At 35.3% G+C, this 25,605-nt stretch carries 24 protein-coding genes; 6 read left to right on the top strand and 18 right to left on the bottom strand.

The features are described 5' to 3' along the window. Positions 1–322 precede the first annotated feature (322 nt). Positions 323–652 (top strand): LysM peptidoglycan-binding domain-containing protein, encoded by a 330-nt coding sequence (locus PGC14_RS05400; RefSeq protein WP_039766851.1) that lies wholly within the window; start codon positions 323–325, stop codon positions 650–652. A gap of 10 nt (positions 653–662) precedes the next feature. Here the strand turns inward: PGC14_RS05400 and PGC14_RS05395 are convergent, their stop codons facing one another. Together PGC14_RS05395 and PGC14_RS05390 are read right to left on the bottom strand one after the other, a co-directional pair. Continuing rightward, positions 663–1,649 (bottom strand): tyrosine recombinase XerC, encoded by a 987-nt coding sequence (locus PGC14_RS05395; RefSeq protein WP_039766836.1) that lies wholly within the window; start codon positions 1,647–1,649, stop codon positions 663–665. A gap of 130 nt (positions 1,650–1,779) precedes the next feature. Next, the gene (locus PGC14_RS05390; RefSeq protein WP_271629738.1) at positions 1,780–2,325 is read right to left on the bottom strand and encodes a pyruvate kinase alpha/beta domain-containing protein; all 546 of its coding nucleotides are present in this window, start codon (positions 2,323–2,325) and stop codon (positions 1,780–1,782) included. A 186-nt stretch (positions 2,326–2,511) separates the two neighbouring features. Here PGC14_RS05390 and PGC14_RS05385 point away from each other — a divergent pair, with 186 nt between their 5' ends. From PGC14_RS05385 to PGC14_RS05365, 5 genes are all read left to right on the top strand, one after another. Continuing rightward, positions 2,512–3,684, top strand: coding sequence for an ABC transporter substrate-binding protein (locus PGC14_RS05385; RefSeq protein WP_271629737.1), 1,173 nt, complete (start codon positions 2,512–2,514; stop codon positions 3,682–3,684). 118 nt (positions 3,685–3,802) lie between these two features. Continuing rightward, positions 3,803–4,687 carry a branched-chain amino acid ABC transporter permease gene (locus PGC14_RS05380; protein WP_271629736.1) on the top strand — a complete coding sequence of 295 codons (885 nt, stop codon included), beginning with the start codon at positions 3,803–3,805 and terminating at the stop codon, positions 4,685–4,687. 6 nt (positions 4,688–4,693) lie between these two features. Continuing rightward, on the top strand, positions 4,694–5,632 hold the full coding sequence (locus PGC14_RS05375) for a branched-chain amino acid ABC transporter permease (protein ID WP_271629735.1): 939 nt from the start codon (positions 4,694–4,696) through the stop codon (positions 5,630–5,632). Further along, positions 5,625–6,395 carry an ABC transporter ATP-binding protein gene (locus PGC14_RS05370; RefSeq protein WP_271629734.1) on the top strand — a complete coding sequence of 257 codons (771 nt, stop codon included), beginning with the start codon at positions 5,625–5,627 and terminating at the stop codon, positions 6,393–6,395. Before PGC14_RS05375 ends, PGC14_RS05370 begins: the two co-directional genes overlap by 8 nt. After that, the gene (locus tag PGC14_RS05365; protein ID WP_271629733.1) at positions 6,388–7,092 is read left to right on the top strand and encodes an ABC transporter ATP-binding protein; all 705 of its coding nucleotides are present in this window, start codon (positions 6,388–6,390) and stop codon (positions 7,090–7,092) included. Before PGC14_RS05370 ends, PGC14_RS05365 begins: the two co-directional genes overlap by 8 nt. Positions 7,093–7,182: 90 nt before the next feature. Here PGC14_RS05365 and PGC14_RS05360 read toward each other — a convergent pair whose 3' ends face one another. The 16 genes from PGC14_RS05360 to PGC14_RS05285 form a co-directional block, all read right to left on the bottom strand. Continuing rightward, positions 7,183–7,581 (bottom strand): double zinc ribbon domain-containing protein, encoded by a 399-nt coding sequence (locus PGC14_RS05360; protein ID WP_029227631.1) that lies wholly within the window; start codon positions 7,579–7,581, stop codon positions 7,183–7,185. 119 nt (positions 7,582–7,700) lie between these two features. Continuing rightward, positions 7,701–8,276 (bottom strand): orotate phosphoribosyltransferase, encoded by a 576-nt coding sequence (pyrE, locus tag PGC14_RS05355; protein ID WP_271629732.1) that lies wholly within the window; start codon positions 8,274–8,276, stop codon positions 7,701–7,703. Then, positions 8,269–8,991, bottom strand: coding sequence for a histidine phosphatase family protein (locus PGC14_RS05350; protein ID WP_271629731.1), 723 nt, complete (start codon positions 8,989–8,991; stop codon positions 8,269–8,271). The genes pyrE and PGC14_RS05350 overlap by 8 nt, the downstream gene beginning before the upstream one ends. 13 nt (positions 8,992–9,004) lie before the next feature. Then, on the bottom strand, positions 9,005–9,907 hold the full coding sequence (locus PGC14_RS05345; RefSeq protein ID WP_271629730.1) for a dihydroorotate dehydrogenase: 903 nt from the start codon (positions 9,905–9,907) through the stop codon (positions 9,005–9,007). Continuing rightward, on the bottom strand, positions 9,904–10,671 hold the full coding sequence (locus PGC14_RS05340; RefSeq protein WP_271629729.1) for a dihydroorotate dehydrogenase electron transfer subunit: 768 nt from the start codon (positions 10,669–10,671) through the stop codon (positions 9,904–9,906). The genes PGC14_RS05345 and PGC14_RS05340 overlap by 4 nt, the downstream gene beginning before the upstream one ends. Beyond that, positions 10,652–13,879, bottom strand: a complete 3,228-nt coding sequence (gene carB / locus PGC14_RS05335; protein ID WP_271629728.1) for a carbamoyl-phosphate synthase large subunit — start codon at positions 13,877–13,879, stop codon at positions 10,652–10,654. Before carB ends, PGC14_RS05340 begins: the two co-directional genes overlap by 20 nt. Before the next feature lie 34 nt (positions 13,880–13,913). After that, complete coding sequence (gene pyrF, locus PGC14_RS05330; protein WP_271629727.1) at positions 13,914–14,831, bottom strand: orotidine-5'-phosphate decarboxylase; 918 nt, start codon at positions 14,829–14,831, stop codon at positions 13,914–13,916. After that, positions 14,825–16,117, bottom strand: coding sequence for a dihydroorotase (locus PGC14_RS05325; RefSeq protein ID WP_271629856.1), 1,293 nt, complete (start codon positions 16,115–16,117; stop codon positions 14,825–14,827). The genes pyrF and PGC14_RS05325 overlap by 7 nt, the downstream gene beginning before the upstream one ends. Next, a complete protein-coding gene (locus PGC14_RS05320) occupies positions 16,117–17,034 on the bottom strand; it encodes an aspartate carbamoyltransferase catalytic subunit (RefSeq protein ID WP_271629726.1) in 918 nt (305 codons plus the stop codon). The genes PGC14_RS05325 and PGC14_RS05320 overlap by 1 nt, the downstream gene beginning before the upstream one ends. A gap of 51 nt (positions 17,035–17,085) precedes the next feature. After that, positions 17,086–18,459 carry a uracil permease gene (gene uraA, locus PGC14_RS05315; protein WP_013290476.1) on the bottom strand — a complete coding sequence of 458 codons (1,374 nt, stop codon included), beginning with the start codon at positions 18,457–18,459 and terminating at the stop codon, positions 17,086–17,088. Between the two features lie 28 nt (positions 18,460–18,487). Then, positions 18,488–19,036, bottom strand: a complete 549-nt coding sequence (gene pyrR / locus PGC14_RS05310; protein WP_271629725.1) for a bifunctional pyr operon transcriptional regulator/uracil phosphoribosyltransferase PyrR — start codon at positions 19,034–19,036, stop codon at positions 18,488–18,490. A gap of 219 nt (positions 19,037–19,255) precedes the next feature. After that, positions 19,256–20,167: an RluA family pseudouridine synthase gene (locus PGC14_RS05305; protein WP_271629724.1), complete on the bottom strand. Its 912-nt coding sequence runs from the start codon at positions 20,165–20,167 to the stop codon at positions 19,256–19,258. Then, positions 20,164–20,616: a signal peptidase II gene (gene lspA, locus PGC14_RS05300; protein ID WP_271629723.1), complete on the bottom strand. Its 453-nt coding sequence runs from the start codon at positions 20,614–20,616 to the stop codon at positions 20,164–20,166. Before lspA ends, PGC14_RS05305 begins: the two co-directional genes overlap by 4 nt. A gap of 45 nt (positions 20,617–20,661) precedes the next feature. Then, positions 20,662–21,126, bottom strand: coding sequence for a hypothetical protein (locus tag PGC14_RS05295; protein WP_271629722.1), 465 nt, complete (start codon positions 21,124–21,126; stop codon positions 20,662–20,664). Between the two features lie 67 nt (positions 21,127–21,193). Beyond that, the gene (locus PGC14_RS05290; RefSeq protein ID WP_271629721.1) at positions 21,194–21,928 is read right to left on the bottom strand and encodes a hypothetical protein; all 735 of its coding nucleotides are present in this window, start codon (positions 21,926–21,928) and stop codon (positions 21,194–21,196) included. 63 nt (positions 21,929–21,991) lie between these two features. Continuing rightward, positions 21,992–25,555 carry a VWA domain-containing protein gene (locus PGC14_RS05285; RefSeq protein ID WP_271629720.1) on the bottom strand — a complete coding sequence of 1,188 codons (3,564 nt, stop codon included), beginning with the start codon at positions 25,553–25,555 and terminating at the stop codon, positions 21,992–21,994. Between the last annotated feature and the right edge of the window lie 50 nt (positions 25,556–25,605).

The following is a 25,605-nucleotide window of genomic DNA, read 5'->3' as shown; positions in this document are numbered from 1 at the left end:
TGATGGCATTAAATGTTAATATCGAACTATGGAGTAAAAAAGCAAGAGGGTTGGCTGGCAATTTTGCTCCAACCCTCTATTATTATCTTCTTAACTTTTCTATGTTGTAGGTGATAAAATTCAAACTCTTTTTTTGATCAAATAGTAAATTTTTTTGGAGTAAGTAAGGAGATTGGATTCAAATGTTTTTGCGTATACTCATGATAAATCTGCAGGGAAAAACATAAAGTTTCTAAACAGATTATATCTTCATCTCTTGACATATAAACATTTGTTTGATATTCTTTATATAGAACATTTTATCGGAGAGAATGAATATTTTATGAGAACAAAAGTTGTTATAAAAAATAAGTTTCGCTTTAGCATTGCATTGCTTATTCTTATGGTATTTGTTATAACAGTCTTGATGATTTCAATTGGAGAAGGGAAGGGCATTGACAAAGAAAAGAATCTAAATTGGATATTTGTGAAGGTAAAAGAGGGAGATTCGCTGTGGACAATTTCAAAGAATTTTGTTGATGATAGCGTAGACATTCGCGATTATATCTCTTTTGTGCGAAAGATAAATAAGTTAGAAAATGCAATTTTGTATCCTGGGCAAGTGTTAAAACTTGTAGATGTAAAAACATACAGACTTCTGTGCACAAAATAAAACCCCCTTATCAGGAGTCCAACACGTCCTGGTTTTCTCCTGAGAGGGGGTTTTTTTCAAAGGCTTTTTTGATGTCATCGTCATTTACATGAGTATAAATCTCTGTTGTGGAGATACTTTGATGACCCAAGATAGTCTGAAGAGACCTTATATCAACTTTGCCGTGCCTATACATAAGTGTTGCTGCCGTGTGACGAAGCTTGTGGGCAGAAATCCTTTTCTGATTTATACCTGCCATTTTCACATACTTTTCAACAATGTATTGAACAGTTCTTCTGCTAATTCTTTTCTTTCTCTCACTCAAGAAAAGGGCATCTTTGTCCCTTACACCTTCTGTAGGGCGAACTTTTAAATAATTTTCGATAGCTTCTCTACATGCTTTATTTAAATATATTATTCTTTCTTTATTTCCTTTACCAACAATCCTTAGCATATCTTCTTTTATATCTGAAAGGTTTATATTTACAAGCTCTGAAAGTCTAAGACCACAGTTTAGAAAAAGGGTAATTATTGCAAAGTCCCTTTCTTTATTTTCACCGTCAATTGCAGAAAGTAGCTTTTTGCTTTCCTCAAGTGTAAGATACCTTGGATTTCTTTTACCAAGTTTTGGCGACTCTAAATCTTTTGCAGGGTTATCAGGAATGAGTTTGGCTTTGCTGTAAAGGTATTTAAAAAAGCTTCTAATTGAGGCAACTTTTCGGGCCCTTGCATATGGACCGTTGTTAAAGCGTGTTGCAAGGAAAGAAAAATATTCATATAGATTGCTAAGGGTTAAGGTTTTGAGCCTTTCAATTTCAAAGCTGCTCACATCGATATTTTCAAGATCCTCGATCTTTTCGATTTGGCTTAAAATATTCAAATCTTTTGCTTTTAGATATCTTAGAAAAGTTCTCAAGTCATAGTAATATTCTTTAATTGTATTTGGTGATTTGTTTTTGATTGTAATCATATAGTTTAAAAAATCGACTACAAAAGGTGGGACACCCGAAAAATCCATTTTCTCATTCCCTTCATTGCACAAAATTTTTATTTTGTGCAATTATATTTTCTTAAGAACTATTATAGTCCTCTTCTTTTCATAATGTCAACCTTTTTGTTTTTTCTGTCTCACAACTTTCTGCGGCTTTTTAAAACTCATAGGGTTTGCAAATTATTTCTTTAATCTTTGTCTCAAATATTGAAGCTGCATGCGAAGGCCTTATAATAACAGCAGTATCTGCACCTTCAGATGTTCCACCAATTGCAATTATATCTTCTCCATATGGTATCAGTCCTGCATCTAAAGCCATAACAGAAATCTCCACTGCAACCTTTACGCCTTGCCCCAGCATCCTAAGTGTATGCGCCATAATTTCAACTGGATATACTCCGCCAAATTTTCTTGATATTCCTCTTTCTGCGCCAGATAAAACATGTGTTCCTGTATAAACTTTAAACCCCATTGATTTAAGTTCTTCAATGGCCTCTTGGCTTATCTCCATCTTCCCCGGTTCCGAAAACCCATTTACATGTGTTACAACTACAACATGCTTTCCACAATTTTTCAAAAGTTTAGCTGTGTTGCCACTACATGAAGCAACTACAATATGGTTTATTCCCCTCTCAATAGCAGTTTTTAGTGCAAGCTCAACTGTTTTTTGAGTGTTTTGTGGACCAGCTGATGGAAAATACATTTTTATCACTCCCCTATTTTTATGTGTGATTTCTTTTCTTAAAAATTTTATAGCATCAGAATCTTTATGTCTACAACTATGCGAAAATAACAATCTGAATACTTGTATTCAATCTAAAGATATTTTATACTATAAACTATAAAGAAAGTTACATAGAAAAATTTTCAAAAGGAGCGTGACTTGTTTATGAAAAAAGTTTTTTCAATTGTCGCTTTGATAGTGTTTGCCCTTTCATTATTTACTATTTCTTTTGCTTCTTCAAAAAACACTATAAAGATAGGTGTCAACTTAGAACTTTCACAGGCAGTAGCTCAATATGGGCAAAAAGAACTTGAAGGTATAAAACTTGCAATTGATGAAATCAATCAGAAAGGTGGAATTGCCGGCAAAAAGATTGAACTTGTAGTTATTGATAACAAATCGGATAAAACAGAAGCTCAAAATGTTGCAACAAAACTTGCTGTAAGAGAAAACGTTCTTGCTATTTTAGGTCCTGCAACTTCAGGTGCCACAAAGTCGGCTGCAGTTGCTGCAACAAAGTATAAAGTTCCAATCATCTCACCTTCTGCGACAGATGATACTGTTACAGTTGATGAAAGAACTGGCAAAACAAAGACATATGTTTTCAGAACATGTTTTAACGACTCATTCCAGGGAAATGTAATGGCAAATTTTGCATTGAAAACTCTGAAAGCTAAAAAGGCAGCTATAATTTATGATGCAACATCGGATTATAGTAAAGGACTTTTGAAAAATTTCAAGAATACATTTGAAAAAGGCGGCGGAAAAATTATTGCTCAAGAGGCGTTTGGCAAGGGTGAACAAGATTTTAGCAGTATACTTACAAAGATAAGAGACAAAAAACCAGATGTACTGTTTGCACCTGTGTATTATGATGAAGCAGGGCTTATCATAAAACAAGCTCGAGAACTTGGAATGAAAATTCCTATTCTTGGTGCAGATGGTTTTGACGATCCTAAAGTTGTTGAAAAGGCTGGCAAAAATAATGCTACCAATGTATTTTTCTCTGCTCATTACTCTTCCCAAGATACAGATACAAAGGTTCAAGAGTTTATAAAGAAGTTTAAGGCAAAATACAAGCAAGAACCAAATGCATTTGCTGCTCTTGGTTATGACCTTGGATATTTCATTGCAGATGCTCTCAAAAGAGCTAACTTGAAGTTTGACAGTGTAGCAAAAGATAGGGAAAGATTGAGAACAGCGATTGAAAATACAAAGAACTTTGTTGGTGTCACAGGAATTGTTAACATAAACAAGTATCACAATGCCGAAAAATCTGCTGTCATTATTGAGCTCAAGAACGGTGTTCAAAAATTCAAACAAAAACTCAATCCATAAATAACTGCAAGCAAAAACTGGAAGGGGCATTTGTGGGTAGCAAGCCCCTTCCGTTATGTTATTATTCCCCTTTTTGTTGTAAATGATTTTAAAGTTTTCGAAAGAGGTGAAAAGCAAATTGTCCACTTTTATCCAACAATTAATAAATGGTATAACATTGGGAAGTGTCTACGCTCTTATAAGCCTTGGTTATACAATGGTTTATGGAATAATTAAGCTTATAAATTTTGCCCATGGTGACATTTTTATGGTTGGGGCATATATTGCGTTTCTGAGTGTTACATATTTGAAACTGGGTTTAATACCTTCTTTGATTGTTTCTATGGCGTTCTGCAGCATTTTAGGAATGCTTATTGAGAAATTTGCCTACAAACCTTTGAGAAACTCACCACGAATCTCAGCATTAATAACAGCAATTGGCGTTTCGCTACTTTTGGAAAACCTGATGCAAATTATAATGGGAGCTGATTCAAGAGTTTTTCCAAGACTTGTTGCTGAAAAAAATTATCATCTGTTCCAAGGTAGAATAGTGGTAAACAACAAACAGATATACCTTCTAATTATTACAGTACTTTTGATGATAATTCTAAACTTCATTGTCAAAAAGACAAAAATAGGAAAAGCAATGAGAGCGGTATCTCAAGATATGGATGCAGCAAGATTGATGGGTATAAACGTTGATACTACAATTTCATATACATTTGCAATAGGCTCTGCTCTTGCTGCAGCAGCTGGTGTTTTAGTTGGACTTTACTACAACACTATAAACCCTCTTATGGGTGTTTTGCCTGGTCTAAAAGCTTTTATAGCCGCTGTGTTTGGTGGAATTGGTATCATTCCTGGTGCAATGCTCGGTGGGTTTTCCCTTGGTATTATTGAAACTCTTGTAAGTGGATATGGCAGTTCTATGTACAAAGATGCAGTTGCATTTGCCCTTTTGATATTGATTTTGATTATAAAACCTTCTGGACTGCTCGGAAAAAATATAAAAGAGAAGGTGTAGGGAAAGATGAAAAAGAGACTTCTGGTATATTCTGCATTTGTTATTGTTCTGTATTTAATAATAACGCTTTTAATGAAGGTGGGCATTATAGATGATTATATCAAACTAAACCTCTTTTTGATAATGTTGAATATCATCTTAGCAGTAAGTTTAAACTTAATAAATGGCATCACTGGCCAGTTTTCCCTTGGACACGCAGGATTTATGGCAATTGGAGCATACACGACTGCAGTTTTGACCACTCTTGAAAAACCAGTGCCTTTTTATCTCACCGTTTTAATTGGTGGGTTGTTTGCAATGATATGTGGTCTTATTATTGGTCTTCCTGTGCTAAGGCTGAGAGGTGACTATCTTGCAATTGCTACACTTGGTTTTGGAGAGATTATAAGAGTAATCATACAGAATATAGATTACTTGGGTGGCGCAAGTGGAATAAGTGACATACCACAAGGAATTGACTGGACCGGATATTTTGTCATTACAGTTTTAAGTGTAACGGTTATTTTAAATATTATCAATTCATCGTTTGGCAGAGCCATGATTGCTATCAGAGAAGATGAGATAGCTGCAGAAGCTATGGGAATCAATACAACTTTATATAAAGTTTTAGCATTTATGATAGGCGCTTTTTTTGCAGGTGTTGCAGGCTCAATTTATTCCGGTTCTTTTGGATTCATACAACCAGATATGTTCAACTTCTTTAAATCAATTGACATATTAGTGATAGTTGTTTTAGGTGGACTTGGAAGCATATCAGGTTCAATTATCTCCGCTATAGTTTTAACAATAATTTCAGCTTTGTTACAAGATTATCCTGCAGTGAGAATGGTTTTATATTCACTTATTTTGATAATAATTATGTTATTTAGGCCTCAAGGGCTTATGGGGACAAAAGAAATAAGACTTTCAAAACTGATACCAATTGGTGGTGAGAAAAATGCTTAGGATAAAAAATGTAACAGTCAATTTTGGAGGAATTGTGGCGTTGAACAATGTTAATATTGATATTGAAAAGGGTGCAATAATCGGGCTAATCGGCCCCAACGGTGCTGGTAAAACCACAGTGTTTAATGTGATTTCAGGTATATATAACCCTAATACTGGCAGAATAGAATTTTCAAACTACGATATAACTTATAAAAAGACATACCAAGTTTCTGCGCTGGGGATTTCAAGGACTTTTCAGAACATAAGATTGTTTAAGGAACTCAGTGTAATTGACAATGTGAAGATTTCTTTTCATAAGAATATTAGTTATAACCTTTTTGACGCAATTTTCAGAACATCAAAGTTTTTGAAAGAAGAAGAACAAAATCATAAAAAAGCTGAAGAACTTCTAAAAATCTTTGGACTTTATGAAAAAAGATTTGAACTTGCTAAAAATCTGCCCTATGGTGAACAAAGAAAGCTTGAAATTGTTCGTGCACTTGCAACGTCACCAAAACTCCTTTTATTAGACGAACCAGCAGCTGGAATGAATCCTCAAGAAACACAGGAGCTAAAGAACCTTATTAAATTTATAAAGGATAAATTTGATTTGACTATACTCTTAATTGAACATGACATGTCGGTTGTAATGGACATATGTGAGAAAATCTATGTCCTTGACTATGGAGAAGTTATAGCTGTCGGAACTCCTGTTGAGGTCAAGAACAACCCTCGTGTGATAGAAGCCTACCTTGGAGAGGGGGATTTAGAGTTTGCTTAAAGTAAATGAAATTGATGTATTTTACGGTGCTATTCAAGCATTATTTTCTGTTTCACTTGAGGTTAAAAAAGGAGAGATTGTAACGTTAATCGGAGCAAATGGTGCAGGAAAATCAACGCTGCTAAAGACTATATCTGGTTTGATAAGACCACGTTCAGGCACTATTTTGTTTGAGGATATTGATATTACCAAAAAATCTTCAATGGAGATTGTTAAACTTGGCATTTCTCACGTGCCAGAAGGAAGACGCGTGTTTCCTGAAATGACGGTATTAGAAAATTTGGAGCTTGGAGCTTTTTTGAGGAAAGATAAACAGGCAATAAAAAAAGACTTAGAACTTGTGTTTGAAAGATTTCCAAGACTATATGAAAGAAAAAATCAACTTGCAGGGACACTTTCTGGCGGAGAACAGCAAATGCTGGCAATCGGAAGGTCTCTAATGTCAAGACCCAAATTACTTCTGCTTGATGAGCCTTCTATGGGACTTGCACCTATACTTGTAACAGAGATTTTTAAGATAATAAAAGAAATTAATTCTCAGGGGACAACTATACTTTTGATTGAACAAAATGCCCACATGGCACTTTCAATCGCAGACAGGGCGTATGTAATTGAAACAGGTAGAATTGTTTTATCCGGAGAGGCTAAAGAGATTGCAGCAAATCCTGAGGTCAAAAAAGCTTATTTGGGTGGCTGATTTTTAAAAATGTAAAAAAATGCAGGGTTATCTTGTTCAGCAAAGTTGTTTTTAAAAGACCCTGCATTTTTTTATATTTTTTATCAAAAATCAAAAGTTAGGAGAACAACTGACAAAGAGTAAACTCATAAAGATTGAAATAACTATAACAACTATGCTTGTTATAATCAAAGATTTTCCCAAATTATCTTCTCTTCTTGCTATATAAATACAACCCAAAATAATACCAACAATTGGAAACAATATTGAAACTATGTATAGCCAACCTACACTACTGTCAGTTTTCGTGTTATTGTAATTCGTATCTACATCGTAAACTGCCAACTTTCCACCACATTCATCGCATATCTCTGCTTTTTGAGGGTATATACGCCCACATTTCAGACAAATTTTTTTGTATTTATCTACTGGACCCAAAATAGATCCGCACTTCCAACATTCTGTCCTATTTTCACCATTTAATTCACCGCATTTTGGACATATTCTCAAATTTTATTTATCCTCCATATTTCCAACTAATGTTTATAATATTCTATCACTTTTATAATTTAACTGTCAATATCATTTTTGGAATTAATAATTTTAATCATTTATGCAAGCAAATTAATCTACTTACTTTTTCTACTTCCAGGTTTTACAATAGGTATACCTTCTTTACAAAGCGGACACTCTTCAGGCTCATATGTTTCAATCTCAAGTGTAAGAAGAGTTTTCAAAGGATAGCCAAGTTCTACCTTTCCACCACTTCTATCTACAATGCCAGCAACTGCCACAATTTCTCCTTTGTACTCTTTTACAATTTCAATTATTTCTTTCACAGACCCGCCTGTTGTTATGACGTCTTCAACTACCAAAACTTTTTCTCCCTCTTCAATCTTAAATCCTCTTCTAAGTTTCATTATCCCATCTTCTCTTTCTGCAAAGATGGAACGGCAATTTAACTGTCTTGCAAGTTCGTACGAAAGCGTTACTGCTCCCAACGCAGGGCCTATAACAACGTCAATTTGCTTATCTTTAAAGTATTGTGCAAGGTCCCTGCAGATCATTTCTGCCAAGTTTGGGTACTGCAACACTTTTGCACATTGAAGGTACTTTGCACTGTGTTTTCCAGAGGACAAAAGAAAATGTCCTTCCAAAAGTGCATCTGTGTCTTTGAACATTTGAATGTAAGCCTCTTTATTCATAACTTTCTCTCCTTTCAATGATAGTTAAATCTTGTTTTTCAATTCCTCTTTCTTTTAAAAACTGTTGCCACCAGTCTTGATATGCTATTGTGGAAAGCTCCTTTCCAAGGTGAGACCAGTCGCCCTCAACCACAAGGTGGTATTTTCCTTCTTTATACTCGATTATATTTAAAGCAGTATTGTCCTGCCACAAAATCTCGTTGAGTCTTTCAAATTCATATCCTTTTATATACGTAAGAAGAGCCCTAATTAATGTTCCGTGGGTTACGATGCATATTCTTTTTCCCATATTTGACTTTATTATGTCCTCAAAAGCAGATTTTGCTCTCAAGAAAAGTTCATACATACTTTCACCATTTGGCATACAGTGCTTGTGAGGCATTTTCTCCCACATTTCATACTCTGTTGGATAAAGCAATGGAAGTTCATCCCAGCACCTGTCTTCCCACTCTCCGCCGTTTATCTCTATCAAATCTTCTCTTACTATAATCTTTATATCTCTTCCCTCTGCTATTTTGCTTGCAGTATAAAGGGCTCTTTTCAGAGGACTTGAATAAATCACATCAAAATGGACATTTTTTAATCTTTCTGCAAGTTTTTGAGCTTGTAATTTACCCTTTTCTGTTACATTAGAATCTGTAATACCATGAAACCTTCTTATAAAATTTCCTTCTGCCTCTGCGTGGCGAATAAGATATACAACTGTCTTCGACATTTTTATTTTCACCTCAGATATTTATGTTACCTACAAGCTCTTTTATGGAATTAAAACCCTTTCTTTCAAGATAAGCCTCAATTCCCTCTTTTATTTCGCAAACAGCTTTTGGATTAATAAAATTTACAGTACCTATCTGAATAGCAGTTGCACCAGCAATAAAAAACTCAATGGCATCTTTGTAATTCATAATTCCTCCCATGCCAACAATAGGTATTCTAACTTTCTTGAAACACTCATAAACCATTCTAACTGCAATTGGCTTTATAGCAGGGCCTGAAAGTCCACCTGTTACCATCTTTATCAAGGGTTTTCTTGTTTCAATATCAATTGCCATAGCAGACACAGTGTTTATAAGTGAAATTGCATCTGCTCCTGCTTTTTCTGCAGCTATTGCCAGCTGAGTTATATCTGTGACATTTGGTGTAAGTTTAACAATGATCGGACAGCTTGCCACATCTTTCACAGACTTTGTTATCTCATAGACCTTTTCTGGATCTTTACCAAAAACCATTCCACCTTCTTTCACGTTCGGACAAGATAAATTTACTTCAATCATATCCACAAGCGAACCCAAGATTTTTGTAAGCTCAACAAACTCTTCTTTGGTAAAACCGTTTATATTGGCAATGATTTTGGTATTAAAGCCTTTTAAAAAAGGGAGTTCTTCATTTACAAATGCTTCGACCCCAGGATTTTCAAGCCCTACAGAATTTATTATCCCTCCATACACTTCACAAAGTCTTGGCTGGGGATTGCCATTCCTCTTTTTTAAAGTGATGCCCTTTGTACATATAGCGCCAAATTCACTTATGTCAATTAACTTTGAATATTCACGACCAAAACCAAATGTGCCTGATGCTGCAATAACAGGGTTTTTGAGTTTTACCCCCGCTATCTCAACTTCTAAATTCATTCAATCTCAACCTCCATTATATCAAAAACAGGGCCATCTGAACACACATGATACATTTTGTCACCTTTTCCTTTTATACTGCAGCAAAGACATGCGCCTATCCCGCACGCCATTTTTTCTTCTAAAGAGGCATAACATTTTACAGGGAGATTAAGATTTTTAATCGCCTTTAACATAGGCTTTGGCCCACAGCAAAAAACAATTTTATATTCTGCTTTTGAAAAATTGGCTTTAAAAAGCTCTACAACACTCCCTTTATAACCGCTACTGCCATCATCTGTTGCTATTAAGGTATTGTCACAAATGCTTTTGAATTTTTCTATCAAAAACATGGAGTTTATACTTCTGAATCCAAGAAATACATCAACTTTATTGCCTCTATTTTTTAGCACTTTACAAAGACCAACAAGAGGGAAAATTCCAACCCCCCCTCCAATTACAGCAACCTTACCGTCGAATGTGTCTGTCAAAAATGAGTTTCCAAGTGGACCTAAGATATCAATAGCATCTCCTTTTGATTTTTGAGAAAGAAGTTTTGTGCCTTTACCTACCACTTTGTAACCGATAAAGACTCTTTTTCCCTCAACAAAAGAGATGCTGAAAGGTCTTCTCAAAAGAGGATAAATGCTCTCTTTATCAATTAGAATATTCACAAAATTGCCCGGTTTAAAATTTTCTGCCAAATATTCAGATTCAAATGACAGAAGAAATATATCATTTGCAATCTTTACATTTTCTTCAATTCTAACGTCTAATAGCTTCATTATCAATCTCTCCTATGTTAAATATGTCAAGCTCTCTTTTTTGTTTTAGAAACTCAATAATTTCAACTGCAGCCTTTGCAGTATCAACTGAAGTGAAGATTGGTACCTTATTTTCCACAGCAAACCTTCTTATCAAAAAACCATCTCTTTGCGGCTGCCTTCCTTTTGTAGGAGTATTGATAACAATATTTATTTCTCCCTTTCTAATCAAATCTATTATATTTGGACTTCCTTCAGACACTTTTTTAACATAATTTGCAGCAACCTGATAAAAATTCAGGTGTTTTGCAGTCTTTGATGTTGCATATATTTTGAATCCAAGCTTTTCAAACTTCTCAGCAATTGGGATGATTTCATTTTTATCAGGGTCGGCAACAGTAAAAAGCACTCCACCTTCTAATGGAAGCTTTGTTCCGCTTGCAACAAGCCCTTTGTAGAGAGCAACATAATAGTCTTTCGAAATTCCCATAACCTCACCTGTTGACTTCATCTCAGGACCAAGTGATACTTCAACATCAGGCAGTTTTTCAAATGAGAAAACAGGAACTTTAAAGGCATAGAAATCTTTTTTCGGCAAAAGCCTAATTGTAGTTACCAAATCTTTCAACTTATACCCCAAACATACCATTGTTGCAAGCTCAACCATAGGGACACCAGTTACCTTACTCAAAAACGGTACCGTTCTGCTGCCTCTTGGATTTACTTCGATAACATAAAGTTCTTCATTTTGAACAATAAACTGCACGTTCATAAGCCCTTTGCATTCAAGCTCTCTTGCTATTTTGAGGGTGTATTCGACAATCTTCTCTTCAATATACTTTGAAATATTCCTTGCAGGATACAGTGAAATACTGTCTCCCGAATGAACACCCGCTCTTTCAATATGTTCCATTATCCCGGGTATCAAGATATCCTCGCCATCAGATATAGCATCAACCTCTATTTCTTTTCCGACGATGTATTTGTCAATGAGGATGGGGTGGCTATTTAAATTTTTTGCATAGCTGAGCATCTCCACAATATCGTCATCGTCAAAGGCAATCTTCATACCCTGTCCTCCAAGAACGTATGATGGCCGCACAAGCACAGGATATCCCAATGAGTTTGCTATTCTTAGTGCTTCTTGCAGTGTATAACATGTAAAGCCTGGAGGTCTTTTGATGTTGAGCTTGTTCAAGATTTTGTCAAATCTTTCTCTGTCTTCGGCAATATCTATTCCCTCTGCGCTTGTACCAAAGATCTTGATACCCTCTTTTGCAAGCTGCTGAGAAAGTTTTATAGCTGTCTGACCACCAAATTGGACTATCACACCCTCTGCCTTTACTGTTTCAATGACATTTAACACATCTTCTTTTGTGAGAGGTTCAAAAAAGAGCATATCTGAGGTATCAAAATCAGTGCTTACAGTTTCGGGGTTGTTGTTTATAATGACAGATTTTATGCCAAGCTTTGAGAGTGCATAAACACTGTGTACAGAAGTATAATCAAACTCAATTCCCTGACCAATTCTAATCGGACCTGAGCCCAAAACAACAATTTTTCTCTGTGTATCTGATGTTTGTGATACTGCTACATCATTTTCTCTTTCATATGTTGAGTAATAATACGGAGTTTTTGCTTCAAATTCTGCTGCACATGTATCAACCATTTTGTATACCGGTGTTATGTTTAGGCTTTTTCTCAAACTCCTCACATCATTTTCAGATATCCCTTTGAGACTTGCAATTGTCTTGTCACTGAACCCCATCTTCTTTGCTTCAAGCAGAATACTGCTGTTTAGTTCCTCTTTTTTTATTCTCTCTTCCTTCTCGATTATATTTTTAATCTTGTGAAGGAAAAATCTGTCTACTTTACTGATTTGGTATAGGTATTCTACTTCATATCCTCTTCTTATAGCCTCAGCAAGTGCAAATATTCTTCTGTCATCAGCCTCGATTATAAGTTGTGAGAGACTTTCGTTATCTAAACTCTTTAGCTCTGGAAGGTCTAAGTAGTCCAGCCCTATGTCAAGAGATCTTATCCCTTTTAAAAGGCTTTCTTCAAACGTTCTTCCAATTGCCATGACCTCTCCAGTTGCCTTCATCTGTGTACCAAGCTTTCTGTTTGCATAAGTGAACTTGTCAAACGGCCAGCGTGGAATTTTCAGAACAACATAGTCAAGAGCTGGTTCAAAGCTTGCGTATGTCATTTTTGTAATAGCATTTTCTATTTCGTCAAGTGTATAGCCAAGCGCAATCTTTGCAGCAATTCTGGCAATTGGATACCCTGTCGCTTTTGAAGCTAAAGCAGATGAGCGGCTGACCCTTGGATTTACTTCAATTACTGCATATTCAAAGCTATCAGGATTTAGAGCAAACTGAACATTGCACCCTCCTTCAATCTTCAGAGCATCTATGATTTTGAGAGCAGATGATCTTAGCATTTGATATTCTTTATCAGAAAGTGTCTGCGATGGTGCAACAACAATGCTATCGCCTGTATGAATTCCGACCGGGTCAATATTTTCCATATTACACACAGTAATCAGGCATCCGTTTGAGTCTCGCATAACCTCATACTCTATCTCTTTCCACCCTTTTATACTTTTCTCTACAAGTATTTGGTGCACAGGACTGTACGAAAGACCTCTTCTTGCAATCTCAACAAACTCCTCTTCATTGTTTGCAATACCACCGCCAGTCCCACCAAGGGTATATGCCGGTCTTATTATAACAGGAAAGCCTATTTTCTTTGCAAACGCAAGACCATCTTCTACACAGTTTACAACCTCACTCGGAACAACAGGTTCGCCAATTTTTATCATCAGCTGTTTAAAAAGTTGTCTATCTTCTGCAAACTCAATGGCTTCAATATTTGTTCCAATTACCTTGACATTGTATTTGTCAAGGATCCCATTTTTGTAAAGTTCAACAGCAGTGTTAAGACCTGTTTGCCCTCCAAGTGTTGGTAATATAGAGTCAACTTTTTCTTTTTGAATTATCTTTTCTATTATCTCACAGGTTATAGGCTCAATATAGATACTGTCTGCCATAGTTTTGTCTGTCATTATTGTTGCTGGGTTTGAGTTTATAAGAACAACCTCAATACCCTCTTCTTTTAATGCCTTGCAAGCCTGGCTTCCTGAATAGTCAAACTCAGCTGCCTGACCAATTATAATTGGTCCTGAACCAATGACCAAAACCTTTTTGATATCTTTTCTAAGTGGCACTTTAAAGTTTCACCCCTTCTGAGATTTTATTTCTTTAAGAGATTGCTGCGTTGATACTTTCTTTGATACTTTTTGAAGCTAAGTAGCTACTCTTTTCAAAATCAGAATGAACATAGTTTTTGTATGCATAGATTATATCACGCGACGAATTTACTATTATGCCCATGTTGTTGCTGTCCACAAAATATTTCAAATCTTCTACTTTTCCTCCCTGCACACCGATTCCTGGTACAAGAAAGAAAGAGTTTGGCAAGATTTCCCTTATTCTTTTACCAGCTTCAGGCTGGGTTGCCCCTACAACTGCACCAACATCACTGTAACCTTCTTTCCCTATACAGTTTTTTCCCCATTCATAAACTTTTTCAGCTACCAATTCGAAGAGGTATTTATCTTCTATCATCAGGTCTTGAAAATCGGCAGAGGAAGGGTTGGAAGTCTTAACAAGCACAAACAGACCTTTTTTGAATCTCTCACAGTCTTCCACAAAGGGTTTTATACCATCTTGGCCAAGATAAGGGTTTGTGGTGATTGCATCAAACTCAAAAAACCTTATTTTTTTACCAAAAACAGGTGTCTCGCCAAGGTAAGCGTTTGAGTATCCTTTTGCAGAGCTTGAGATGTCGTTCCTTTTACCATCAAAGATTACCACAAGCTTTTTGTTTTTTGCATATTCACAGAGTTTATGCAAAACCTCAAATCCATGGTAAGAGTACTGTTCAAAGAATGCTGCCTGAAACTTTACTCCAACCACATTTTCTTCCACAGCATCGATAATCCTTCGGTTGTATTCAAACAAAATGGTTTTTAAATTGTCAATCTCGCTTTTTTCTTTATCATAAAATCTTTTGATAAAATAATCTGGTATATTTTCAATGCTTGTATCAATTCCTGCTATAAGAACACTATTTTTCTTTTTTACAGACTCAATTAGCCTATCAGAAAAGTTCAGCAATTCAAAACACCGTCCTTTTTTAATATCTTCCCATTGTATATTACTGTCTCAACATAAGAAGTCAAAAATTTTCCTAAAAACACACTATTTTTTGACTTTGACACAATGTTTTCTTCTTTTACTTCCCACTTTTTCTTTAAATCCACAATTACAAGGTTGGCTTTTTGTCCTTCTCTTATAACATTTGGGGGAAGTCCAATTACTTTTCTGGGATTTTGGTTCAAAAGCTCAACCACTTTCCCCAATTCAACCCCATTCTTCTCAACAAGATATGTGAACAGCACAGAAAATGCAGTCTCAAACCCAATTGTTCCGCTTGCAGCAAGATTAAACTCGACATTCTTTTCATCTTTATGATGCGGGGCATGGTCTGTTGATATACAGTCAATTACACCTTCTTTTAATCCTTCAATTAGAGCTTCAACATCCTCTTGTGTTCTCAGAGGAGGGTTTACTTTTGCGTTTGTGTTAAATCCAAGCACTTCTTCTTCTGTAAGACTTATATAATGCGGGCATGTGTCAGCCGTGACATTTACACCCCATTCTTTTGCCATTTTTATAAGCCTGACAGATTCTTTGGTGGACACATGGGTTATATGAAGATGTGCTTTTGTCTCCTTTGCAAGAAGAATATCTCTTGCAACGATAACTGATTCTGCCTCGCGTGGAATTCCTCTGAGTCCTGTGATTGTTGACACATATCCTAAATTTATCTGTCCTCCTTCAGACAAGTTCGTATCCTCACAGTGTGAAATGACAGGTATCGAAAAATCTTTTGAGTACAAAAGAGCATTTCTCATAATATTTGCGTTCATAACACACTTTCCATCATCTGATATAGCAATAGCCCCTTCTTCTTTCATAAATCCTATCTCTGCAAGCTCTTCTCCTGAAAATCCTTTTGTTATAGCCCCAACAGGAAAAACCTCGATTGGTGAGACCTCTTTTGCACGGTATTTTATATACGCAACCATTGCTCTGTTGTCTATAGGAGGGTTTGTATTTGGCATACAGCAGATGGTTGTAAATCCTCCTGCTGCAGCAGACCTGCTACCGCTCTTTATGTCTTCTTTGTACTCAAAACCAGGTTCTCGCAAATGACAGTGAATATCGGTAAAGCTTGGCATTACATACTTGTCACTTGCATCTATTACAATCATCTTATTTGGATTTTCTTCTATGCCTTTACCAATTTTTTCTATCTTGTCATCAACTATCAATATATCAACTTTTTCAAGTTTGTCGTGAATACTATTTACAATCTGTGCATTTTTTATCAATATCATCACCTGTAAATTCCCTCCTTGCGTGTGCAAAGGTATAAAACTGCCATTCTAACAGCAATACCGTTTGTAACTTGCTCATTGATAGTTGAATTTGGCAGTTGCATAATTTCTGAAGAGATTTCAACTCCTCTGTTGACAGGACCAGGGTGCATAATCAAGGTGTTGTCTGAAACATATTTCATTATATCTTCGTTTAACCCATAAAATTTGTAATATTCTTGCTTTGAGGTTATAAAGCCCCGTTTTTGTCTCTCAAGCTGAATCCTCAAATCTATTACAACATTTTTTCCTGAGACTGCCTCTTCCAAAGAAGATGCAACATTGGCAAAGTTTTCAATATAAGGTGGAATAAGTGTTTGTGGTCCAAACACTGTGATTTGGTTGTCAAACTTGGAAAGTCCCCAAATGTTGCTCCTTGCAACCCTGCTGTGAAGAATATCGCCAATGATTGCTATCTTCAATTTCTCAATTGTTCCAAGCCTTTCTCTAATTGTGAACATATCAAGTAGTGCCTGTGTTGGATGCTCATTCATTCCATCACCAGCGTTTATGACCGAAAATGAGCAGTTTTTGGCAATAAAATGCGGCACACCAGAAACTGAATGTCTGACAATTAGCACATCTGTTTTTAGAGCTTCCAAAGTTTTTACAGTGTCAAGCAAAGACTCTCCTTTCTGCACACTGCTGGTTTGCACAGATATAGAGGTTGTATTGGCACTCATAAACTTTGCTGCAAGCTCAAACGATGTTCGTGTTCTGGTACTATTTTCATAAAACAGAGTTACAACCGAATACCCCTGCAGATGAGGAGTCTTTTTAGTTTCACTCTTTAAAATTGTCTTCATATCTTTTGCAAGGTTGAGTATTTTTAAAATATCCTCTTTTGAAATCTCTCTTAAACCAAGCAAATGTTTCAATTTATTCACCTCCGATTGTTTACAAAAAAGGTAGGGAAAATACCCCTACCCTTAATTGTTTGGTTCTAAAGCTTCTTTTGTCTTTGCTACTTTGAGTTCTTTTGACTCTGGTAAAAGAAGATTTAAGATTATTCCGACAAATGTAGCAAGAGCCATTCCTTCAAATTCAATGTTAAAAAATTTAAGTCTTGTTCCACCAACACCAATTATTAAAACCACAGAAGCAATTACAAGGTTGCGTGTTTGAGACAAGTCCACCTTGTTTTCAATCATCATTCTCAAACCAGATGAAGCAATAACACCAAACAGCAAGATACTGATTCCTCCAATTACAGGTGAAGGAATTACCTGAATAAGAGCACCAAGCTTTTGGACAAATGAAAGTAAAATTGCCAGAATTGCTGCCCACAAGATTACCCATGTGCTGTACACCTTTGTTATAGCCATAACGCCGATATTTTCACCATATGTTGTATTAGGAGGACCTCCAAAAAAACCTGCAGCAATTGTTGCAAGTCCATCTCCTGCTAATGACCTGTGAAGCCCAGGATTTTTTGTAAAGTCTCTTCCCACAACATTATTTGTTACAAGAAGATGTCCAATATGTTCTGTTATTGTAACTATGGCAATTGGAGCAATAGCTAAAATAGCAGAGAGTGAAAATTTAGGGAATGTGAACTGAGGAAGTCCCAGCCACTTTGCATTCTTGATAACTTCATAATTCAAAAAAGGAATATACTTGCCATTTGGATAGAATGAATTGAGAAGATTTGTGTTCATACCAATCAAGTCAAGCACATATGCAAAAAGGTATCCACTTACAAGTCCAATCAAAACAGGTATGACTTTAAAAAATCCTTTAAAGTAAACAGAGCCAAACACGGCAACAAGCAATGTAAATATAGAAACCCAGCAAACAGGACTTTTTATGACGTTGACGGCAACTTCTAAAATCTGCCCATCTTTTATAACCTCTTTGAAAAGTCCTGCTGATTTTACAGCTGCTGCTCTTGCAAGAGAAAGTCCAATAATCATTACAACAGGACCTACAACAACGGGTGGCAGTAGCCTGTCAATCCAGTTTGTTCCAAACAGGTAGACAAGAAATGCTACAATCAGATATACAACACCTGATGCAATGCATCCGGCAAGAGCGTATTCTTTTCCTCCAAGTGAAGCAGAGACTGTGATAATAGGATTGATAAATGCAAAGGAAGAGCCAAGATATGCAGGTATTTTGTTTTTTGTTACAAGAATATATATTATGGTTCCCACACCACTTGTAAAGAGAGCAACAGTTGGACTAAGTCCTACCAGAATAGGAACTAAGATTGTTGCACCAACCATGGCAAAAAGATGTTGAAGACTCAAAGGCAAGGTTTTCAAAAATGGAAGCTTTTCTTCAACCTGAACAACTCTGTTCATTTTCAAAAATTTCTCCTTTCTTTTAAGGTTATATTTCCCTATCAAGCTGTTCAATTATTACTCTGTTGTCGTTGTCAAACTCATCAACAAGAACGTGAACAATCTCTTTTCTCGAAGTTGGAACATTTTTTCCTACATAGTCAGCCCTAATTGGAAGTTCTCTGTGTCCTCTGTCAATTAACACTGCAAGCTGAATCATCTTTGGTCTTCCCATATCCATCAAAGCTTCAATTGCTGCTCTTACTGTTCTGCCTGTAAAAAGTACGTCATCTACTAAAACTATCTTCTTATTGTTTATATCAAAATCAATTCTTGTAGAGTTTACTGTCGGATGTTCAGAAAGCAGACTCAAATCGTCCCTGTAAAATGTTATGTCAAGAATGCCCAGAGGAAGCTTTACACCTTCTATCATTTCTATGTTTTCCTGTATCCTTTTTGCCAGAGTTACACCTCTTCGCTGAATCCCAACAAGGCAAATATTTTCAACGCCCTTGTTCTTTTCAAGTATCTCGTGTGAAATCCTGACTAAAGCCCGTCGCATTTGATTGGCATCCATAATTTCTTTAAATTTTTCCAAAATACAGCACCTCCTTTGGCACAAAAAAAGCTTCCTGCCTGTGAATTGGCAAGAAGCTTTTTTTACATGCTTAATATTCTCGACTTCTCTTATTTTAACCTTGCCGCCTCACAGGGCCAGCTTAAAGGTCTTAAATTCTCTTAAAGCCACTATTCGATTTTTGTTTATTTTTTAGTCATTATAACACCAAAATGTAGAGTTTGTCTATGGTTTTTAATGTTATACATGGTATTTACTGTTTCTGCTTCTCAGTATATTTAAAATCTCAAGAAAGTATTCAGGTAGCTCGGTTGAAAAGTGCAGCACATCTGAAGTTATTGGATGAACAAACTTAATCTCACCTGCATGAAGAACTTGACCTTGAATACCAAATTCATTTTTAGATCTTCCATAAGTACTATCTCCAAGCAAAGGATAACCAATGTACGACATATGGACTCTTATCTGGTGAGTTCTTCCTGTTTTTAATCGGAGTTTTACAAAAGTGTATTTATCATACCTTTCCAAAACCTCAAAATAAGTAACTGCTTGTTTACCATTTGGAATTACAGCCATTTTTAGTCTGTTTACAGGGTGCCTCCCAATCGGTGCATCAACTACACCGCTATCTTCTTTTAACACACCTTCACATATAGCATAATATATCCTTTTTATTTGATGAGATTTTAATTCTTCAGAAAGTTTAATATGTGCTTCATCTGTTTTAGCAACAATTAAAAGTCCCGATGTGTCTTTGTCAAGTCTGTGGACAATTCCAGGTCTTATAACCCCGTTTATACTGCTAAGTTTCCCACTGAACTTGTGCAAAAGAGCGTTTACAAGAGTATTTTCAAAATTACCTGCCCCAGGATGAACAACCATACCTCGTGGTTTATTTATTACAGCTAAGTGTTCATCTTCATATACAACTTCAATATCTATATCTTGAGCAACAAGGGATAGCTGTTTAGGTTCAGGAATCACGACTCTGATTATATCTCCACTCCTGACTTTATATGCAGGTTTTAAAACTTGTGTTTGATTTACCCATACATTTCCTTCTTCTATTATCTTTTGAACAAAACTACGAGTTTTAGAAAGAACCTCTGAAAGATACCTATCCAGTCGTCCGTCAAAACCTTCTACTGTCAAGGTTTTTTCTTCAGAAATAACTCTTCGCCCCCTTCTCTCAGAATCAAAAATATCAAAAGAAACACTCCACAGGTTATAAAGAAATCAGCAAGATTAAAGACAGGAATTACTTTTATGTCTATAAAATCCACCACATAACCTTTAATAATCCTATCAAAAAGATTTCCTGTTGCTCCTCCTACTATCAGCGAAAAAGAAAACTTGTAAAGATTGTTTGTTGACTTGAATATCACATAACATAAAAACAAAATGAGGATTATTGAAACAATTATAAAAAATCTTCTTTTCCCCTCTAAGATGGAAAAAGCCCCACCCCTGTTTTGTACATAGGTAAGTGATAAAATTCCACCCAGTAAATTGACAGGTCTATATACAAAAAATTTTTCTGCTCTTGCCTTTGTTAGCTGGTCTAACACAAAAGTTGACATAATTATAATCCAGTAAACCATTGAATCACCTTGAATCATGTACAACTATGTTATGATATTATAATATTAGCCAAACAAATCATCGTCATCATCATATAAAAACAAATCTTCGTCGTCATTCTCTTCAGAATCAGGGTCGTAGTATTCTATATTAAATGGCTCATCTTCAAATCTAACATCAAATTCAAAAATTTCAAAGAATTTATTTAGCCTTCTAACAAAATCTTTACACTCTTCAGCAAACTTTTTCTTCCCCCTTTTTGATAGAGTAAAATCATGAGCAAAAGCCAACTTTACACGATAGACATTATTCTCAAGTCTCTCGATTTCTGACCAGTCATAGTAAATATTTGACCAATAAGTATTATTTAATGCACTGTTAGGAAAGTAATCTTCCATTTCTGGCAACAGCACTTCACAGAAAATTTGAATAAATACTATAAACTGTTCTTCAAACTCTTTAATATCCCTCTTTGGTAAACTTAAAAGTTTTAATTTGTATTCCAAAAACATAAAAGAAGGTGTACTCATGTTAATTACCTCCTAAATGAAATTTGTTATTGCTTATAAATCAAATTATATACGAAACAAATATGAATTAGCAAACCGGCAGAATAGGAGGAGAAGGATCAAATATACTAAAAATACCTGGCAAGCCAGCAATCTTCTTTGCTTCTTCATACCAGTGCCATGGATCATATACATTTGTATCATAATCAGGTTCGCATCTAAATTCTATTATACCCTCAACAAGAATCTTTATCTGATTTTTCAGTGCCTGCACATCGTTTTTCAATATATACTCCGCAAGAGCAGAAGAAACAATCCCTGTTGTGTTTTTCGCAAAAACCTTTTCAACATCCACAGCCATTTGATAGTTACCAAGGTAATATTCTGCATCTGCCCACAAGACATAAAAATATGAGCAAACTTCAGGATTTCTTGCTAAAGAGTCGTTCATCTTCTTTGCTTCTTCATAAACTTTTCTAAAAATCTTAACAGCCTCAAAGCATTCCTGTTTTAGTTTCTCAATATCTCCTATCCACCTGTACATTTTAGCTAATCTTGTTTTGTTCATAGCTATTGCATCATTTCCATAGCCTAGCTTTGATATAGCTTCTTCAATACGTTTTTTCTTAGCTTCAATAGCTTTCAAAATATACTTTTTCCCCTCATCAAAGTTACCAAGATACATGTAATACCTTCCTGCTGCTATAAGCCTGAAATCATACATTAAACCATATTGCTCATCTTCTTCTATCCTGCTTAACTCTTCTTTTAACATTTTATTGAGCTTTTTAGGATTGAGCTTAATCTCCCACCACTCAGCCATTATTTTTCACCCCCAAATATTTTTATTCTCTTTCGTTTCTCACCTTTAAGATAATGTTTTATACTATTTCAATATCATCTTCACTATTTCAAATGATTCTATACTTGGGTCGTCCCCTATAATACCAAAATATTTGTCAAATCCGCCATCCCATCTAATTTTTTTATTCTGCGAAGCGTAAAACAGTGCTGCTTTGTATTTTCCTTTGGATTCTAAAAATTTTTGAAACTCATCAAACTCTTTTTTACCAACATCTTCACCAAGCAACTCTTTCATGCCTTCTTCTACTTTGCCCAGATACCTTTTAGGATTTGTCGAAAGCCACTTAAAAGACAGCTGTGCTAATCTTTCTTTTGTTCTTATTTTGGGATTATAAACATTGCTAAATAGCCTGCTTTCTCCTACTGTTGGATATTTTGAGTTTTCTAAAGCTCCTTTTGCTTCTACTATTAGATACTCTCTTGGCTGTGTGTTGGTGAGAAAGATTAAATCAGGACCTTTAACGCCATGTTTGGCTTTATAAATGCACTTGTAGCCCAGCTTTGTATAATACTCATATGCTGCTTCAACAGCAACTCTTTCTGCAAATACATGGGCACTTCTGAGCCCATTCTTTTTTAAATACTCATTTGCTCTTGCTATAACGCTCTCGGTGTTTTCTAATTGTATATCTTGAGTTATAGAAAATTTGACTTTGCTATTTTTTATAATTGATGCAATTTCATCAAAATTATTGTGCTGAGCAAATTCAGAGACAGCCTTCAAAGGTTTATCATAATCTCCATTTACCACTTTTTTTGCAACATCAAAATTGTCTTGTCCTTTGCATAAAAGAGCAAACACAGGTAAAAACAGAGAATTTCTAAAGACATTTTGCCATTCATCAAATTTATGAACAATAAACCTTGATACAATGCTTATGCACTCATCACCGAAACTAATAAATTTTGTAAGTGTTCTTGCAATATCAGCACAGTCTCCTACACCAGGGATAAAGCCAATTAAATTTGTTAATACTCCTGCAAAATCTAATTTTGCCAAACTTGCTACAGCATCTCTTATATCTGAAAATGGTATAAATCCGGAAGCTATTTGACCAATTAAATATCCAAATGATTTTAGAGTTCTTTCTGCTAAAAGTCCATGTCGAACTAAAATCTCACCTGCATCGCCGCAAGTTGCACCAGCTAAGATGTCTTTGATATGTTCATACCAAGTTTTATCATAAAGATAAGGATCAAGTCCTTTTTCGAATTCTTGTTTGTCAGGATATGAATCGCCATCATAATTTTTATGAAGGGGTGAATACCCCATGCTGATTTCATTTCCATCAGTCAAACCATCTTTATCGGTATCTGCAAGATTTATCTTTGTTCCCAGTTCATCTTCTTCTGCATCAGAAAGTCCATCATTGTCGCTATCCCATTTTTTCGGATTGCTTGTTGCTTTGTAATAATACCCGTTTGCTGCACAAACCAATGGTCCAATTTCTAAGCCATCTAAAATTCCATCTCCATCTGTATCAGGATTTGATGGATCAGAATATACAATTGTTCCAAGACCTGTTCGTGCACCTGAAATTTCAACAGAATCTGGAACACCATCTTCGTCTGTATCAATTGGTTCTGTAACTATTTCAGTTATTCGCTTGAACACCTGTGGTAGTTGAGAAGCAGAAGATACAGGAAAATACATGCCTCCTGTTTGGGTTGCTATATCTCTCAAAAGATTTTCGTCAACGCTGGTTCCTAAACCTATAGTATATATTGTTATACCATTGTTTTTTGCTTCAGTTGTGAGATTATTGTCGTAATATCCTTCTCCATCTGTTAAAAGTATAATTACTTTTATTCTATCCTCAGAACTACAAGAAATTAATTGCTGGTTTGCAATTCTAATGCCTTCTGCAATGTTTGTTCCGCCCCAGCTATCAATCCTGTCAATTGCATTTTTTACGGCTTGAAAATCAGTCGTTAAAGGCTGCAGTAAATAACCAAAATCATCGAAATCAACAACAGCTGCTCTATCCCCTTGTATCAAGGCATCAACAAATGATTTTGCAGCAATTTTTCTATAACCGTTTGGATCATTCCAGCTCATGCTGCCAGATGAATCTAACACAAATACAAGGTCTATATAATTGACTTGTTGATTTATTTCTCTTTCGCCTTTATTTATTGGAACCTCCCAAATTGCTTTCCATGTTGGGATATAAAATAATACAAATGTTGTAAAATGGTTTGTTTTTGCCCATACCACTTTGTTTACAGGATCAACACCTTGTTCGTCAAGTGGAACAAAAGTCATCAAATCTTCATCAAGATAAAACATTTTTACATTTTGAAAATCTTGATTGGGGATTTTGCTTGTATCAATTGGTATAAATACTGTCGCTTCTTTAAAAGGTGCATATACTTCAATATCAACTGGTGTTGAAACTATTCCGTAAATTTCAGAAAATACTTCTTCGTCTTTTAGATTGTTTATTTCAACAAAGGGTGAAATGTCCCCTTCTGCAACAATTTCTACTTTTGTTCCACTTTGGTCGTCTTTAAAAGTTTGCTTATATTCCTCAAGTCCGTCAGGTAAACCATCAGCATCACAATCAGGATTATTAGGATCAGTTCCTAATAAGTATTCACTTTTGTCACTCAGTCCATCTTCATCCGTATCAAATTTCAAAGGAGAACTTTTAAATGTAAATATTTCGAAATAGTCATCTAAACCATCGTTATCTGTGTCTGGCAAAAGCGGGTCAGTATTGTATTTTTGTTCATCTATATTAGTTAACTTGTCCTCATCAGGGTCTTCTTGCCAGTCTGGTATACCATCTTTATCAGTATCAATTAATTTTCCATCAGTAAAGTTAAAAAGCTTTAATATTTCAAAAAAGTCAGAAAGATTGTCTCCGTCGGTGTCTAACTTATTTGTTTTAAGACCAAACTTTTCTTCTAAAAAATCTGGACATTTATCATTATCCCTATCTTGAAGCTTTAAAATAGCAATATTAAGTTCATTTAACTTTTCCCATGCTTTTCGATAAAATTGAATAGCTTGTTCATTGTTCTTTTTGCCTTCAAATTCAACACCTTTATTAAACTCTTCAATTGCTTTTAAAAGTTCTTTCTTTTGTTTTTGGGTAAATATAGTTTGATTATTTTCGCAAACTATTTTTAGATTCTCTGTAACTATCCTTGTTACTGCAATAAGATTCAGTTTAATTCCTTCTAAAGTTGAATCATAATGTTTCTTAAAGCTACTGTGCTTTTGATAAAATTCAAGTTGCCTTACAGCCTTTTCAATGCAGTCAAAAAAGGCTGAATTAGTGATTGTGGTATCACTATCAAATTGATTTACAGCTTTTGTTAAATAAATTAATATCTTTTTGACCTTTTCCTCAGGTGATGGTTTTAAGTCATAAAATAATTCAGGGAGAGTAGAAATTTTTTTAATTTGAATTTGTAAAAGTTCACGGGGATTTTGGATTTGAGAAAAGTTTTGAGAGGTTTGAAATACAGATGCATCTCTCGATGATAAATTATCTGATTTGACAAAGTAAGGGGAAAAAAGGTTGATAGTAAATAACAATACAATCAATAATGAAATAAATTTCTTCAAATATCTCATATAAAACCCTCCTAACTCCTAAAAATTTGAATAATCTTATAAACATTTTA

Origin of the sequence: Caldicellulosiruptor sp. DIB 104C (assembly GCF_028198085.1) — a bacterium.
Classification (GTDB): Bacteria; Bacillota; Thermoanaerobacteria; order Caldicellulosiruptorales; family Caldicellulosiruptoraceae; genus Caldicellulosiruptor; species Caldicellulosiruptor saccharolyticus.
Note: the sequence above shows the minus strand (reverse complement) of the source record. Positions and strands in the feature narration are given on the sequence as shown.